General features: G+C 43.0%; 12 protein-coding genes. 10 read left to right on the plus strand and 2 right to left on the minus strand.

The window, feature by feature from the left end; genetic code table 11:
* The first annotated feature begins 81 nt into the window (after positions 1-81).
* The 3 genes from MHH86_RS07120 (at position 82) to MHH86_RS07130 (ending at position 1837) form a co-directional block, all read left to right on the plus strand.
* Entirely contained in the window at positions 82-1170 is a 1089-nt protein-coding gene (locus MHH86_RS07120; RefSeq protein ID WP_256719426.1) for a nucleotidyltransferase domain-containing protein, read from the plus strand.
* Positions 1171-1299: 129 nt separating this feature from the next.
* Entirely contained in the window at positions 1300-1626 is a 327-nt protein-coding gene (locus tag MHH86_RS07125) for a DUF6442 family protein (protein WP_036675787.1), read from the plus strand.
* A 1-nt stretch (position 1627) separates the two neighbouring features.
* On the plus strand, positions 1628-1837 hold the full coding sequence (locus MHH86_RS07130; protein WP_036675786.1) for a helix-turn-helix transcriptional regulator: 210 nt from the start codon (positions 1628-1630) through the stop codon (positions 1835-1837).
* 102 nt (positions 1838-1939) lie between these two features.
* Here MHH86_RS07130 and MHH86_RS07135 read toward each other — a convergent pair whose 3' ends face one another.
* Entirely contained in the window at positions 1940-4612 is a 2673-nt protein-coding gene (locus tag MHH86_RS07135; RefSeq protein WP_036675784.1) for a cation-translocating P-type ATPase, read from the minus strand.
* A gap of 223 nt (positions 4613-4835) precedes the next feature.
* Here MHH86_RS07135 and MHH86_RS07140 point away from each other — a divergent pair, with 223 nt between their 5' ends.
* The 3 genes from MHH86_RS07140 (at position 4836) to MHH86_RS07150 (ending at position 7441) form a co-directional block, all read left to right on the plus strand.
* The gene (locus MHH86_RS07140) at positions 4836-6017 is read left to right on the plus strand and encodes a sensor histidine kinase (protein ID WP_036675782.1); all 1182 of its coding nucleotides are present in this window, start codon (positions 4836-4838) and stop codon (positions 6015-6017) included.
* A gap of 5 nt (positions 6018-6022) precedes the next feature.
* Entirely contained in the window at positions 6023-6691 is a 669-nt protein-coding gene (locus MHH86_RS07145) for a response regulator transcription factor (protein ID WP_076098888.1), read from the plus strand.
* 231 nt (positions 6692-6922) lie between these two features.
* Entirely contained in the window at positions 6923-7441 is a 519-nt protein-coding gene (locus MHH86_RS07150) for a DUF6622 family protein (RefSeq protein ID WP_036675779.1), read from the plus strand.
* Positions 7442-7501: 60 nt separating this feature from the next.
* On the opposite strand, the gene MHH86_RS07155 is transcribed toward MHH86_RS07150, so the two are convergent.
* A complete protein-coding gene (locus MHH86_RS07155; protein ID WP_036675777.1) occupies positions 7502-8908 on the minus strand; it encodes an MFS transporter in 1407 nt (468 codons plus the stop codon).
* Between the two features lie 111 nt (positions 8909-9019).
* On the opposite strand from MHH86_RS07155, the gene MHH86_RS07160 reads away from it, so the two are divergent.
* The 4 genes from MHH86_RS07160 (at position 9020) to MHH86_RS07175 (ending at position 16827) form a co-directional block, all read left to right on the plus strand.
* Positions 9020-9907, plus strand: coding sequence for a LysR family transcriptional regulator (locus tag MHH86_RS07160; RefSeq protein WP_036675776.1), 888 nt, complete (start codon positions 9020-9022; stop codon positions 9905-9907).
* Positions 9908-10312: 405 nt separating this feature from the next.
* A complete protein-coding gene (locus MHH86_RS07165) occupies positions 10313-14911 on the plus strand; it encodes an endo-1,4-beta-xylanase (protein ID WP_341137860.1) in 4599 nt (1532 codons plus the stop codon).
* A 243-nt stretch (positions 14912-15154) separates the two neighbouring features.
* Positions 15155-15712: an RNA polymerase sigma factor gene (locus MHH86_RS07170; RefSeq protein ID WP_036675772.1), complete on the plus strand. Its 558-nt coding sequence runs from the start codon at positions 15155-15157 to the stop codon at positions 15710-15712.
* The gene (locus MHH86_RS07175; protein WP_036675771.1) at positions 15694-16827 is read left to right on the plus strand and encodes a hypothetical protein; all 1134 of its coding nucleotides are present in this window, start codon (positions 15694-15696) and stop codon (positions 16825-16827) included. The genes MHH86_RS07170 and MHH86_RS07175 overlap by 19 nt, the downstream gene beginning before the upstream one ends.
* Positions 16828-16905 lie beyond the last annotated feature (78 nt).

Below are 16905 nucleotides of genomic sequence, written 5' to 3' on the forward strand. Positions count from 1 at the left end.
TAGATTTAATATAATTAAAGTCGGAATACCTACTTTAACAACATGCTTATACAATAGAATTAATAAGGTTGGAGAGGGGACATGGATATGGATGATGTTCATAAAGACAAGATTTTAATCAAAAATGAAAAGCTTATTAGCATGGTCATTGAACGGGTTAAGAGAGATTTTTCTGATGATATTGCAATTATAGGGCTTACAGGTTCTTTTAGTACTGGGGATTTTCATGAAAAAAGCGATCTTGATCTAATCATAATTAATAACACAGAGCAAGGCTGGGGGATATCTTCGTGTTTTATTTTGGATGATATTGGATACGATCTATATTGTACGCCATGGGAAACAAGGATAGAAGATCAAGCCAATCTCGAGAGTCCAATGATTTCATGTCTGGTGGATTTACAGGTGTTATACTGTGCAAAACCCGAATATTTGGAAAAGCTAAATTTATATAAACAGAGAGCACTCGATGCTCTGGCCATGCCTATAGGGAGAGAATGTATCAGTAGAGCGAAAAAGTGTATAGACATAGCAAAACAGGAATATGCGAATACATTACTTTCTGCAGATATAGGAGCAGTAAGGTATGCTTCAAGCGAAGTTTTATACAATTTGTTAAATGCGCTAACTCATTTGAACAATACTTATTTCAAACGGGGAATTAAGAGATATTTGGAGGAAATAGCTACGTACCGTTATGTTCCTGATGATTTTGAAAAGACATATATGGCTGTGATAGAGGCGAAGACTATCGATGAAATCAGAAGTGCAGTATATAAGGCACTTAAAAACATCAATGATTTATATAATAAAATGTATAAGGATTTTGTAGTGCAGCCTGTCCCAAGCTATGATAATCTTGGCGGAACTTATGAGGAATTATGGTGCAACTACCGCAATAAGATTATAGCAAGTGTAGAATCGGGTGATAGATCGTATGCGTATCTTGCAGCAATGGGCATACAAGGTTTTCTTGATGAAATGACAGAATGGAAGGGAACTAAAAAGTTTGATATCATGCAGTATTTTGATTCTGACCATCTTCAAGTCTTTAAAAATGAGATTCTGAAGGTCATGGATGAATATCTGGAGGAATACAATAAGGTAGGCAGGAAAGTCGAACGATACAATACTTTCGAGCAATTATATAACGAATATATGAAGGTATAGAAAATAGCCCACTACCAATCTTTGGATTGGAGTGAGCTATTTTTTATTTGACAAGAAAACTTGGCGTATTATAATAATGATGACAAGAAAACTTGTCATCATCTTTTCAATTTGAAAGGAGAAATTTTTATGAAAAAGGAAGAAATATTAGAAAAAAGCAGAAATGAAAAAGGAGACGAAGGAAAAGAATTTGTATTTGCTAAAGGCAGAAAAAGCGGATTCATTGGAATGTTGATTGTATTTTGCATTCTGAGTGTCTTCAGTTTATATAATCATAGTCAGGAAACAAATCTTGCATTAAAAGCCTTGATAGCCATGTTTTTTGGATATTTGAGCTGTGAAGGTCTTGGGATGTATTCTGTAACTAAGAAAAAGATGCATTTACTCAATTTCATTTTAGGATTAATTATAAGTGTTTCGTTTTTGTTTATTTACTTTTATGGGATGAGTGATTAGTATGAGTGAACCTTTGGTTTTAAAAAATAAACTGCGCGAAGCAAGAACGGAACAAAAATTATCGCAAGCACAATTGGCAGAAATGGTGGGTGTCTCAAGAAATACTATAAGCTCGATTGAAACCGGACAGTTTAACCCTACTGCAAAATTAGCTTTGATTTTATGTATTGCGTTGGATAAAAAATTCGAAGAATTATTTTATTTTGATTAAAATCAACAGAAGTTTTTCTGGGTTTAACTCTAGATGTCAGAAAAACAGCGATACTCCATCATTGGAGATCGCTGTTTTTTTTTTCAGTCAATTATAGCTTACTCAGGAATTTACAGGGTTCTGTTCAACAGATTTGGGTGTAAAAGCTCTTCGAACAACCTTCGTTAATTCCATTAGGATGAGGGAGCCGAGGGCTAAGCCTGCTGCAATCAGCCACTCTGACATTCCAAATGAAGCCGGAATCGAGAAGATTTCTCTAACTCCTGGCAGAACCGCAATGCCGTAAAAGGCAAAGCAGACCAGAACGGCTCCGATGACGTATTTGTTGCTGAAAAGGCCAGCTTCAATAGCAGTTTGACTGTTCGAACGGGCGGCAAAGGTCTGCAATGTACGAGACAAGATCAGGGTTGTGAATGCCATAGCTACGCCCATATCAGGCGAATCCTGAAGTCCGATATACAGGGATATGATAACAGCTATACCTATGAGTAGACCACGAGTGACAATGGCCTGCATCATTCCTCCTGCGAATATTCCTTCCTTGAGCTCTCTTGGTTTTCTGTTCATCACATTAGGTTCAGGTTTTTCCATCCCAAGAGCTATGGCGGGCAGAGAATCATTCGCCAGATTGATGAATAGAAGCTGAATCGCTGTGAAAGGATTAATCCAGTTGAAAATAAGGGCAAAGAGGATGGCGATAATTGCACCCAGGTTACCTGAGAACAAATAGGCGATCGCTTTTTTAATATTGTCAAATACCGTTCTGCCCACAGATACAGCATTGACAATGGATACAAAATTATCATCGGTCAAAATCATGGCAGCCGCATCTTTGGCAACATCGGTTCCACTGCCCATGGCAACTCCGATATCTGCTTGTTTCAAAGCAGGCGCGTCATTTACACCATCACCGGTCATGGCTGTTATTTTGCCTTTCCGCTGCCACGCGCGGACAATTCTGATCTTGTTCTCCGGAGAGACACGGGCGTAGACACCGATCTGTTCAAGTTTTTGATCAAGTTCCTCGTCAGACATGGCATCGAGTTCTTGGCCGGTTACGGCAATTTCATTCTCAGTCATCAGACCGATATCGCGGCCGATCGCTTGTGCGGTTGTCTTATGATCACCGGTAATCATGATGGTTCGGATTCCAGCCTTCTGAGATTCTGCGATCGCGCCGTAGACAGCTTCCCGAGGTGGATCAATCATAGCTGTCAAACCTACGAGCACTAGATTTTGTTCATCCTCCAATCCGACTTCAGTAACTGTATTTGGTACGGTTTTGTAGGCATAGGCAAGTACACGGAGTGCTCTGCTGGAGAACTCCTCATTGGCTTCGAAGAAGCGTTCAAGAACTTCTGGTGTCATCGACACTTCTTTTCCACTTAACAGTACATGCGAGCATAGACCAAAGAGCACATCGGGTCCACCTTTAGTAATCATTGCTTTTTGTCCGTTAAAAGTATGCAAGGTCGTCATCAGCTTGCGATCCGAGTCAAAAGGTAGTTCGGCTTCGCGAGGGAAATTATCGCGTATTTCCTTATAATCTTTATTTTTGCTGTTGCTGAAGGCAATAAGTGCTACCTCTGTAGGATCACCCAGCTCTTTACCATCCTCATTAATGTTAGAGTCGTTGCAGAGCACGGCAATATGCAGGAGCCGCCGGGCTTCTTCAGACCATTCTTCAGGCGCTTGATTGAATTGATCACGGTCACCTTCTGGAAGAAAGTAATCTACAACAGTCATTTTATTCTGGGTGAGGGTACCGGTTTTATCTGTACAGATGACACTGGTTGACCCAAGGGCTTCGACAGCGGGTAGCTTACGAATAATCGCATGTTGCTTAGCCATCTTATTAGTACCTACGGATAGGACAATAGTTACTATTGAGGAAAGAGCTTCGGGAATCGCAGCAACCGCCACAGCGACTGCAAACATTAACGCATTCAGGATAGCTTCTGTTGTATCCACAGTCTCATTCGATAACCAAACACGTCCGGCCTGGATGGCAAAGATTACAATGGACAGGAGTATAATTGCTACCCCCAGCTGCTTGCTGAATGTTTCGAGCTTGCGCTGCAGCGGCGTTTGCTTGGCTTCGGCGCTTTCAATGAGTTCAGCAATTTTTCCGATTTCGGTAGTGAGTGCAGTTCCCGTTACTACTAGCGTTCCGCGGCCATATACAACTAGTGAACCGCTGAACGCCATATTACGCCGGTCTCCAAGCGGAGATTCTTTCGCGATGATATTTGTATGCTTTTCCACAGCTTCGGATTCTCCGGTTAGCATACCCTCATTTATTTTTAAGCTTTCCGATTCTATAATCCGGCCATCGGCGGGTACGAAATCGCCGGCTTCCAGCCAGACGATATCACCGCGTACAAGTTCCCTTGCCGGGACGGTTTTTAATTCTCCATCACGCAGCACTTTGGCCTCGGGGGCTGACATCTGCTGCAAGGCATCAAGTGAACTCTCCGCTTTACGGGTCTGGATGACACTTATAACTGCATTGAGAATCAACACGAGGAAAATAATAAGCGACTCCATAACTTGTCCCATAACAATCTGGACAATGGCGGCTATAAGCAGTACGACTACCATAGGGTCTTTGAAGTTTTCAAGAAAAAGCTTCCAAACAGGATCTTTTTTCTTTCCTTTTAATTCGTTAAAACCATAATCTTTTAGACGATTGTCGACTTCTGCCGAAGTAAGCCCGTTAGCTGAACTCTGAACATCCTGTAAACTGTCGGCTACATTGTTGCGGTAATATTCCACTAATGATAGCTCCTCTCTGCTGTGCTGTGTCTTTGTTCTTAAAAATTACGGTTCAAGCCGGGACAAGTTTCAAAATATCGAGCTGCATAAACTGTTTTCACATTATAAATGTGTCTTTTGAGCTTGAAACTGGACTGAGCATTGAGCTTGACGTATAGTATTAATACTGTCGAATCTTGTAATAAATTGAGTTCTGAACTAGATAGAAATTTGGAGGAACCTCGTGAAGTTTACATTCAAGGAAGAAAAAATATATGTAAATCTGGTTCGTTTCGTTGGGTCATTGCTCTTAGCAATTTCCTATTACAAAGATTATAGCGGTCAAGGATTCATTAACCTTCTAGGTGGTCTGATCGTGTTGTTGCTATATATGGTGTTGATTTGGGCAAAAAACGCTTGGTGGACTGAAGTGAAATATTATGCTGTTACTTTTATAATGATTTTGATTATATTAGTGCTTCATTATGTTTTTGGCTCACCGAATACAAGTTTACTATGGCCGCTTTATTTTATTATCCTATTTATGAATCGAGTTTATCCCCGTGTTTCTTTTATTGTTGGAATCACTACACTTACTGCTGTTTTTCTGATTTATTCATTGTCCTTAAGCAGTTTTTTAGGGCTGCTTTGTGTAATCCTCGTAGCGCGAAGTATAAAAATCAGAAGAGATGCTCACTACTTAACAACGCTCCACCTTGAAGAGTTAAATAAAACTCATAAAGAGCTGGAGGCTACGCATAACGAACTTCAAGAAGCTATGGTTCATTCGGTACGTTATGCAGCTTTAGAAGAAAGAACCCGGCTTGCCAGCGAAATTCATGATGGACTGGGTCATCAATTGACTTCACTGATAGTACAATTGCAAGCCCTTCAGATTATGCAAGTAAATGATCCTAAAAGAGCAGCTGAGTCCACCAGCCAGTTAATTACTATTGCTCGTCAAGCTATGGCGGAAGTTCGAGTTGCGGTAAAGGAATGGTCAAATGACGAAATGGGTTTAGGGCTAGTTGCTTTAAAAGGCCTCGTAGCCCAAACTCAAAGCAGATCTTCTATACAGTTCAAACTTAATCAAAAATCGGAAGTCACAGAGTGGCCTATTGAAACAAGTATCGTGTTATATCGAGTTCTGCAGGAGTCATTAACCAATGTGCTTCGTCATTCAAATGCGACTATTGCCAGCATTGATATTGAAGAAGTAAACGATACGATTTACCTTACGGTCACAGACAATGGAGTAACTGCTAAAGAAGAACCTTTAAATTTAGGGTATGGTCTAAATGGCGTAACAAAGCGGTGTAAAGCATCGGGGGGCTACTGTTTTTTTTCGTCTATAGAACCTCATGGCTTTCGCCTGCAGGCAGTCGTTCCCGTTGCATGTAGACCTATTGTGGAAGAGAAGGAGTAGTTCACTTGGATAAAATAATTAGGATTGTACTTGCTGACGATCAGCCTTTCGTCCGGCAAGGATTAAGGTACATTATAGATTCACAACCTGATATGGAATGCGTAGGAGAAGCCTGTGATGGGGAGGAAGCTTACCTTGTTTCACTTGAAACTAAACCCGATATTGTGTTAATGGATATTCAAATGCCTAATTCCTCGGGGCTTGAAGCAACTCGCAAAGTTCTCCGTGTAAGTCCAGAAATTAAGATTGTACTTCTAACCACTTTTGATGTTCAAGCCTATGTTATTGAAGGGATACGTGCAGGCGCAGTAGGGTACTTGTTGAAGGATACGGATATGCAAGAAGTTCTTGCGGGAATACGCTGGGCGAATCAAGGTAATGCAATTTACAGGACACCTACTGCAAGTAAGGCGCTTATAGCAGCCATTTCGAGTGATGCTAAACTAAACAAAACAGAGCAAGCATCAGATGATTTTTCTGAATCTCTGACCGAACGTGAACTTGATGTACTCCAACAAATGGCATACGGGCGCAGGAACTCTGAAATTGCGGAAATTCTGAATATTTCACAGGGCACGGTTAAGACTCATATTCATCGTATTCTCCAAAAGCTTGAGGTCGAAGATCGTACACAAGCTGTTGTATTGGCTATACGGACAGGGATGGTAGAGTAACAGAGGGAGAAGTTGTTCTATAAAAAAAATAGCCATGTAGTTAGAAAGACCGGCCACAACCGGTCTTTTTTTGTTTTGTTTGTGGGGTCTGCTCAAACATTGTATATCTCTAGATAGAGGTATCGTTGCTTATAAATCAATCGCTGTGTAGATGTGTTAGTCCCTATGATTTTTTATTATTAGTAAGGCAACACAGTGGAACTGCAACGCTCTATACAAGGAGGAAATATAATGCACATTACAGTCACACAAGTAATTTCAAGCACACCATCATGGGTGTGGATATTATTCATTCTTTTGTTCATAATGGGGATTAAAAATTCTCAGGAACGGCCTGTTATTTTTTCACGGATGTTTATTGCCCCGCTTATTTTTATGGCATGGGGATTACGGACAATAACAACTACTTTTCCTCAATTAGGTCTAACGTTGACGAGTTATATGATCTTTATCATTCCAGGTTTCCTGATTGGCTATCTTTTAAATAAGAGGTACCAATCCTTTGTTAGAAAAGAATCAGTAGTGTTCAAAAAGAAAAGTTATCTTCCATTATTTATTGTCCTACTGAATTTTATTGTTAAATATATTCTGAATGTGATGTTGATTTTTTACCATAGCAGCGTATTTCATATCATTTATTCTTCAGCAAATGGGCTAACTGTTGGATTGTTTTTTGGAAGTATCGTATATACCTTTTATATGCAATGTAAGCTTAAAAACTCTATAAGTGGCAGAAGGGGGATCAATTGATCTCGTTAAAAGAACAAAATAAGACCTGTCTGATGACAGGTCTTATTTGTCTGTACTTTCCTATTTGTTAGCGCCCGAATTAGCCGACTCCTGCAATTGCCCTGATTCACGGTGCTTCCGACTCATGAATACCAAAGACAATGCAATTATCGTGAGGATAACCCCAAGGACTTGAAATCCCGCGAAGCTAAACTTACCTCCCATTATGATACCTATTAACAATGAAGAGAGAATGGTTCCCAGGTATCTCGATGTATTAAATAATCCGGAGGCTACACCGATGATTTCTTTTGGAGAACTTTGGAACAAGGCTGCTTGCAGGCCGACATTGTTCAATCCGTTGCTGATACCAAATGCAGCTAAAGCCACACATACACTGATCACCGGTGAAGTCTGATTTAAGGTCACAAGCCACACTGATCCCAATGTCATCAGGACCCCGGACACCAGCAATGCTGGCCGGGGTCCTGATCTATCGATCCAGCGTCCTGCTATTGGAGCAGTAACCAGCGAGCATAATCCCAGCGTTAGCATGAGAATCCCAGTTTGGAATTCACTGACATGACGTACCATTTGCAAGTAGGATGGAATCCCGAAAAAGAGTGAGTAAAAAAGTACATTAACGAGCATGAATTCAACATTAACCCAAGTCATTGCCGGATATTTGGCAAATGTACGTAAAGGAATAAAGGGTGACGCCGCTTTTAGCTCATGCCGGACGAATGCCCCCAGCAGAATGAGTCCTGTTAGCAAGGTAATGACATGTATTAATGAGATATGTCCGGATGATTTTGCTGAAAGCAATCCAAGGAGCACGCCAACCAGCCCCACAGTGAAGAGCAGGATTCCTGACGCATCAATCAAATCAAACCATTTGCGCAGGGACATTCCCCGGGTAATGGTTGTTGACGGTTCGTCCTTGGGGATATGCCTCCAAGATAATAGAAAGCTCGCCACCACGAATGGAATATTGACGAAAAAGATAGCTGGCCAGTCCCACCAGTGAATAATAACCCCGCCAATAAAGGGTCCAATTGCTGCCGCGCCGGATAGGAAGATGGATAAAACAGACAGTGCGGTCGCTTGTTTCTCCGTAATATGAATCCGCACAATGGCCATTCCAACGGCAACCATCATGCTAGTTCCAATGGCTTGCACAATACGGAACACGATGAGACAGCCAAAGTTTGGGGAGAGAGGAGCTAATAAACCTGCAATGAAGGATACGACAAGCCCGGTAAGAAATATTTTCCTCCGGCCGAATAAATCGCTGGCCTTTCCCATGACAGGTTGAGCGATGCTGCTTGCAATGTAAAAAGAAAAAATAATCCAGGAAACACCTGTATAGTCAAGCTGGAATACATTTTGCAGCCTTGGAATAGCCACAGACACCATCGAAGAATTTAAAGGGTTCAATAAAATCCCCAGACCTACTGAAATCATTAACCACCTGTTGCGAACACTCATTTTAAATCCCCCTAAAGCTTATTAATGTCATCGTACTTGAAATCGATTATTCATTCCAACGCATTTTATGTTATGATCTCATTGACTTGAGGGAATGAATGGAGGTGCGAAATGGAACTTCTGCAACTGCAATATTTTCTCGCGGTAGCTCGGTTGGAACATATGACTGAAGCTGCACGAAATCTACACGTTACTCAATCTTCACTAAGCAAAACGATTCAGCGTTTGGAGGAGGATCTGGGGGTACCTTTATTCGATCGGGTAGGAAGAAAGCTGCGACTGAATGAGTCCGGAAGCCGGTTCCTTCGCCGAGCTGAAAGGGCATTATTTGAATTGGAGCAGGGAAAACAGGAGCTTAGCGATTTATCCAGTCCTGAACATGGCACACTCGAATTAGCGGTGACGACCGCAAGCACATTACCCAATATCCTGCGAGAGTTTCGGAAAAAGCGGCCTGATATTCAATACCATGTGCAAATGTTGACCATGCAGGAAATGGTTACACTTCTTAATAGAGGAGAGGTTGATTATTGCTTATCCTCACCTCCAATAAAAGGGGATGACATCGAATGTCAAATCGTCTTTATCGATCCGATTCTTGTGGCTGTTCCAAAGGGGCATCGGCTGGCTAATCGAAGCAGCGTATCTTTGACAGAGCTAAGGGATGAATGGTTTGTTGGTGTAAAGAGTGGCTATGGTACTCGCGATTTAATAGACTCTGTATGCAAATCGGTAGGATTTGTGCCTAAATATGTGTATGAGGGGGATGAACCTGCAAGGCTTAGCACTCTTGTGGAAGCTGAAATTGGCTTAGCTTTCATACCAAGCACGGCACGGAATTCACGGGAAGATATCCAATACCTCCAAGTAGAGAATCACGAATTGGAAAGGGAGATAGCTCTATTGTGGCACAGGAGCCGGTACATTTCTCAGGCTGCTTTGGAATTTCGGGAGGTAGTTGTAGAATATTTTGGAGCGTTATCCAAACAGACAATTTAATTACGCCGCAGAACAAATAACAAACCAAGTCCCCGTTACCTTCCGTTACGTTCAACGGTCCGCAAGTGGGGTTTTCTTTTGGGTTAAATACGTAGAATCTTTAATCATACATACGTTTTCCTATAATTATGGGGGGGAACACCTTTAATATTAGCGTAGTAGTGCGTAGCAGCGAGGCTGTAAAATAGTGTGAGTACACATGAAAGCGTTTACATAAAAGGAGGGGGTCTGTAAGTAAAAAGATTCATTTGTGATGATGTTCTACTGCTCTTCGGAATGATTGTGCCACTGTTGAAATTGAGGATTTAGCAGGTAAAGAAATTAGCGTGGGAATATAGGGCTGGTGCTAATAAGGTAGGTCATTAACTGATTTGTATGAAAATCACTAGAGGAGGAATGCATTAAATGAGTAGAATGCTTAAACAAGTAATCTCGATTTTACTCGCAGCTGCCTTGCTTATTCCGACAAGCTGGATCGCTCCGGTTACTGAAGCTGCGGCGCAGGATACGACAGTATCATCAGATACGGTAACGGTATATCACGAAACTTTTGCGAGTGGCAAGGGTATTGCAGCTCAAGCAGGCAGTGCTAGCCTTACACCTGTGACCGATAAAGTTTTTGCGGGCAATGCTGACGGGGCAGCTTTATATGTAAGCAACCGAGCGAATAACTGGGACGCGGCTGATTTTAAATTCAGCGATATGGGCCTAGAAAACGGCAAAACCTACACGGTAACTGCATCCGTGTATGTAGACGCTGATGTGATTGTACCTAGCGGTGCCCAAGCTTATCTTCAAGCGATAGGCAGCTACGCTCTTTTGGCAAATGTGAATTATGAAGCAGGCCAAGCGGTCACCTTGACGAAAGAATTTACCGTGGATACGGACAAAGATACAACGCTGCGTGTTCAATCCAACGATGACGGGAAAACGGTTCCGTTCTACATTGGGGAGCTCCTCATTACAGCAAAAAAAGCAGTGACGGAAACGGATAAAGAAATCTATCACGAAACTTTTGCGAGTGGCAAAGGTTTAGCCTCACAATCAGGTAGCGCTAACCTAACCCCTGTCACCGGAAAAGTTTTTGCGGGCAATGCTGACGGGGCAGCTTTATATGTAAGCAACCGAGCGAATAACTGGGACGCGGTTGATTTTAAATTCAGGGATATGGGCCTAGAAAACGGCAAAACCTACACGGTAACTGCATCCGTGTATGTAGACGCTGATGTGACTGTACCTAGTGGTGCCCAAGCTTATCTTCAAGCGATAGGCAGCTACGCTCTTTTGGCAAATGTGAGTTATGAAGCAGGCCAAGCGGTCACCTTGACGAAAGAATTTACCGTGGATACGGACAAAGATACAACACTGCGTGTTCAATCCAACGATGAAGGGAAAACGGTTCCGTTCTACATTGGGGATGTATTGGTCACAGAAAAGGTGGCTACAGTAGAGCCAACTCCAACACCAGAAACACCTAGAGACCCAGCTTTACCTTTTACCACTGTTACTTTTGAGGATCAAACGGCAGGTGGTTTTGAAGGCAGAGCAGGTACTGAAACGCTTACGGTTACTAATGAAGCGAATCATACAGATGGTGGTTCATACGCTTTGAAGGTTGAGGGCAGAACCAGTACATGGCATGGGCCGACATTACGTGTGGAGAAGTTTGTGGACAAAGGCTACGAATATAAAATTTCGTTATGGGTCAAGCTGATCCAGCCAGCAAGCTCGCAGCTTCAGCTGTCCACGCAGGTTGGCGATGGAAGCAGCGCCAATTATGTGCAGCTCGCACCTAAAACCATCAGCGCAAGCGATGGCTGGATTCAGTTCGAGGGAACTTACCGTTATAACAATGTAAGCAGTGAGTATTTGACCATTTATGTGGAAAGCTCCAGTAATAGCGCGGCCTCATTTTATATCGATGATATTAATTTTGAAAAGGTAGGCTCTGGCCCGGTTGATATCGAAAAAGATCTTGTGCCGATTAAGGATGCTTACCAGAGTGATTTTCTGATCGGAAATGCGATAACCGCTGAGGATCTGGAAGGTGTCAGACTTGAGCTTCTGAAAATGCATCACAATGTTGCTACGGCAGGTAATGCCATGAAGCCGGACGCGTTGCAGCCTACGAAGGGCAACTTCACGTTTACCGCGGCAGATACAATTGTAGATAAAGTACTGGCTGAGGGCATGCAGATGCATGGACATGTGTTGGTATGGCATCAACAATCGCCTGCATGGCTGAATACAACAACAGACGCAGCTAACAACACGATCCCCTTGGGACGGGATGAAGCTCTTATGAATTTGCAGACCCATATCCAAACCGTTATGGAGCATTTTGGTGACAAGGTGATCTCCTGGGATGTTGTAAATGAGGCGATGAGCGATAACCCATCCAACCCAACAGATTGGAAAACTGCGCTGCGTTCCGCCCCATGGAAAAGTGCTATTGGAGCAGATTACGTAGAGCAAGCCTTCCTGGCGGCAAGAGAAGTGCTGGACACGCATCCAGATTGGGATATTAAGCTCTATTACAACGATTATAACGAAGACAATCAGAATAAAGCGCAGGCCATCTACAGTATGGTCAAAGAAATCAATGATAGGTACGCGCTGACTCACCCTGGCAAATTGCTTATCGACGGGGTTGGCATGCAGGGGCACTACAGCATCAATACGAACCCAGAGAATGTGAAGCTATCCTTGGAAAAGTTCATTTCCTTGGGTGTCGAAGTAAGCATAACTGAGCTGGACATTCAGGCCGGAAGCAACTATCAGCTTTCTGAAAAGCTTGCTAATGCGCAGGGTTATCTGTATGCACAGTTGTTAAATATCTTCAGGGATCACGCTGATTCTATCAAACGTGTTACCTTCTGGGGAATGGATGATAATACAAGCTGGAGAGCTTCATCCAATCCGTTGTTATTCGATAAAAATCTGCAAGCTAAGCCGGCTTACTATGGCGTTATCGATCCTGATACCTTCATTGAAGAGCATGAGCCTGAATCAGTAGAAGCCAATCAATCTACTGCCAAATTCGCTGCACCTGTTATAGACGGAACAGTTGACGAGATCTGGAGCCAGACCGCTGAGATTCCGGTCAATCGGTATCAAACCGCTTGGCAAGGAGCGAGCGGAGTAGCAAAAGCACTCTGGGATGATCAATATTTATATGTCCTAGTCCAGGTGAGTGATACGCAGCTTGATAAGAGCAGCGTGAATGCACATGAACAGGATTCGGTCGAAATCTTCGTAGACCAAAATAATGGGAAAACGACGTTTTATCAAGATGATGATGGCCAGTACAGAGTCAATTTTGACAACGAGACTTCATTTAATCCTTCAAGTATCGCAGCCGGCTTCGAATCGGCAACCCAGATTTCCGGAACAAACTATACGGTTGAAGTGAAGATTCCACTTCAAGGGATCACTCCGGACAACGATAAAAAGCTTGGTTTCGATGTACAGATCAACGATGCTAAAGAGGGCTCACGTCAAAGTGTCGCGGCTTGGAACGATACGAGTGGAACTGGGTATATGGACACATCCGTTTATGGTGTGCTTACTTTAAAGGGGAAATCTGCCGGTCCGGAACCAACCCCAACGCCGACAACAGCACCGACACCGACACCAACGAGCCCAACCGATCCAACAGACCCAACTGACCCAACAGATCCAACAAACCCAACCGATCCAACCGATCCAACAAACCCAACGGAACCATCGGCAACCCCGACACCTGTTCCAACAGCGACGCCAGCACCAACAAATGCACCAACGGGTAGCAGTAACTCGGGTAATGTAGTATCAACTCCACAGCCTGGAGCCATTACAAACAAAGATGGTGTTGTTACGATTAAACTGGAGGTAAAGTCTGATAACGGGCGGGTTATAGGTACGATCTCCAGCGACAACATGAAAAAAGCGCTTGAACAGGCTACTGTAGCAGCAAACGGCAAGAAACAAATTATCATTGAAGTGCCAAAGCAAACGGACACGAAAGGGTATGATATACAATTACCGACCCAAAGCCTAACAGGGAAAGAAAACTATGAACTATTGCTTAAGACGGAAAATGCCACAATTCAAATTCCAAGCAATATGCTGTCCAACATAACAGACAATGCTGAGCAAGTATCCATACGAATAAGTAAAGTCACCACGGACAGCTTGGAAGCAGCTACCCGCAATTTGATTGGCAACCGTCCAATTATCGGTCTAAGCGTAGTAGCAGGTGACAAAGTTATTCCTTGGAATAACCCTAACGCACCTGTAACGGTAGCCATTCCTTACGTGCCGACAGCGGAGGAGCTTAACCATCCAGAGCTTATCGTCGTTTGGTACATTGATGGCAAAGGCAACGTAATGCCGGTTCCGAACGGTCGATATGATGCTGCAACCCAAACGTTTGTCTTTCAAACAACCCACTTCAGCACTTATGCAGTAACCTTCGTAAAGAAAGACTTCGGAGATTTGCAGAATCTGTCTTGGGCTAAACAAGCTATAGGCGTTATGGCAGCTCGCGATATCATCAAAGGAACGTCCACGAACAGCTTTTCACCTGCAGATTCAATCAAACGAGCGGATTTCATTGCTCTCCTCGTAAGAGCGCTTGAACTGAAGGGAACGGGCAAAAGTGCAATAATGTTCAACGATGTCCAAAAGACAGACTACTATTATGATGAACTGGTCATCGCGAAGGAATTGGGAATTGCTACAGGTTTTAAAGATGATACGTTTAGACCCAATAGCAATATCTCCAGACAAGATATGATGGTGCTGACAGCACGAGCGCTGGCGGCAGCCGGCAAGCAAGTTAAGGCGAGCGGTACTGTAGCTGCTTATCTAGATGAAGCAAGTATATCCAGCTACGCAAAAGACAGCGCATCATTGTTGATCAAATCCGGAGTTGTAAACGGAAAGAATAATAGAATTGCGCCGAGCGATACGCTTACCCGTGCTGAAGCGGCAGTCATCCTGTACCGTATCTGGAAGCTGTAGTCCCGGCAGCAGAGAAAAAAAGTCTGAATTGGCTCATGTTCATTTTTAATCTGAAGAGCGGAAATACGTGTATATCCATCCCTTGCGTTCTTCTGTTTTAAGCATCGCTGCTCACCTCCCTGCGGAGAGGAGCAGCGATTTTTTTGTGTATGTTCCGTTAAATTGGAGCTAAAACGGAAAAAAATGTCACGAAACAGACCGCTCAAGTGTTATAACTGTACTGATAGTAGAAAGGAGACAGTCGTGGACTCTATTGAAGAAAAGATAAAGCGGGTACAAGCGGGGGAAGTCTACCTTTTTTCAGATATTATCAGACTTTACCAACAACGGATCTACCTCTACTGCTTTCGCTTGTTGAACAATAAGGAAGAAGCCGAGGATGCGGTTCAGGACATATTTATTAAGGCTTACCAGAACATCGGCCATTTTGAGTCTCAGGTGAGTTTTAACTCATGGCTCTACAGGGTTTCTTATAATCATTGCCTGAATCAACTGCGCCGGAAGAAATTTCAAAATCAGCTGCGAAAATTACTCAGACAGGATGTAACCACTAAAAGCGCTGAACAAATGGTAGAAAATCAGTTGTTCAGTGAATCCGTGGCCTCTGCCCTGGAAAAGCTTAGCGTGGAGGAACGCAATCTGTTGATTTTGCGCATTTTTGAAGATAAATCATTTGCAGAAATTAGTGAAATTCTGGGTAAAAGTACGGTCACAGTTAGGAAACGGTACGAGCGGACAAGGTGCAAGCTCAGAGAAGTCATTGAAAGAAAGGAGAAACAACTATGCGCAAGGACGAATTGACTTCCGAAGAGTTGTTTCTGAAGGAGGGGGATAATTCTGCCAAACTTCCGCTGGTTGATGTTCATGATTCTGTAATGCAAGCCATCGGGCTAGGTAATGGTCACCTTGCTGTTAAGCCTGTACCTCACCAGCAGGAGGGGGACATCCCAGATATTATGCATAGAGTGGAGCCAGAAACCTATGCCAAACGATACCGTAAGCGCATGTGGAGCAGGCCTGTAAGGAGATGGGCAGCGGTGCTGATCCTGGTTGTCTTGGTAGGAGGCAGCTATTCCTTGTTTAAGGAGAGTCCCTGGCAAGCTGCCAAATTTCAATATGAGGTGCTGCCATACGAGCCGCTTCTTGCAACGAAGGAAGGGGGGACGATTGAAGTATCTAAGAATCCGTTAGTTCCTTCAAAGGTAAAAATTCCTCAGAGAGTGGCGACCAAAGAAGAAGAGCTGCTGAGTGAAAAAAATTTAGAGGCATATAGAGTTGTAGAGAAATTATTACTACCGGGAGAGGGCGCTTCTTACGTGTTAAAAAAGGAAGGTGCTGGAGATGAACGTCCTCAGCTTGGCAGAGTTATTCCTGCGATGCTATTTAATGATTATTCCAGTTATTTAGCCAAAGCAGAAGAGTATAAGGTGCCATATTTGCCACGTCCGGAGTATCTGCCAGAAGGGTATGTTTTTGATCAAGCATGGATACAACCTGATTTTGAGGTCAACGAGAATGAACTGCTTGCCCTGACTGATGGTATAAAGCTGGAAGGCGGTTACCGGGTTATGTGGAAAAAAGAAGCTACGGCCAGTATTAATTATGACTATTCGTCGATGAGATACAAAAAAGGGGAGAGTATGGTAAGAATTAATGCCAAACACATCAAGGCAAAGTCCGGAACGGTGGAAAGCTTACTAAGGACGAACACCACAATCGTACAGAATATTCTTGTTAACGGAACCCAACTGATCTATACGGAAACTACAAACAATGAAATAAAGTTGGGGTATAGATACAGACTTGTCTGGACGGATCCAGAACAAAATGTAGTATACGATATGACTGCTGCACCGGAGTCTTCTTCTTTAACCAAAGAGGAGGTTATCCGAATTGCTGCCGACATGATGAAATAAGTATAGAAATTTGATGTCACAAATCCGGTAACGTAAGTGTTATGTAAGAGTACTACATATACAGGAAGGTGAGGTATT

Source organism: Paenibacillus sp. FSL F4-0097 (assembly GCF_038593125.1).
Taxonomy (GTDB): Bacteria; Bacillota; Bacilli; order Paenibacillales; family Paenibacillaceae; genus Paenibacillus_AQ; species Paenibacillus_AQ odorifer.

Coding starts and splice junctions, on each gene's coding strand:
- MHH86_RS07120 (WP_256719426.1), top strand. CDS start 82: ATGGATATGGATGATGTTCATAAAGACAAGATTTTAATCAAAAATGAA.
- MHH86_RS07125 (WP_036675787.1), top strand. CDS start 1,300: ATGAAAAAGGAAGAAATATTAGAAAAAAGCAGAAATGAAAAAGGAGAC.
- MHH86_RS07130 (WP_036675786.1), top strand. CDS start 1,628: ATGAGTGAACCTTTGGTTTTAAAAAATAAACTGCGCGAAGCAAGAACG.
- MHH86_RS07150 (WP_036675779.1), top strand. CDS start 6,923: ATGCACATTACAGTCACACAAGTAATTTCAAGCACACCATCATGGGTG.
- MHH86_RS07155 (WP_036675777.1), bottom strand. CDS start 8,908: ATGAGTGTTCGCAACAGGTGGTTAATGATTTCAGTAGGTCTGGGGATT.
- MHH86_RS07160 (WP_036675776.1), top strand. CDS start 9,020: ATGGAACTTCTGCAACTGCAATATTTTCTCGCGGTAGCTCGGTTGGAA.
- MHH86_RS07165 (WP_341137860.1), top strand. CDS start 10,313: ATGAGTAGAATGCTTAAACAAGTAATCTCGATTTTACTCGCAGCTGCC.
- MHH86_RS07175 (WP_036675771.1), top strand. CDS start 15,694: ATGCGCAAGGACGAATTGACTTCCGAAGAGTTGTTTCTGAAGGAGGGG.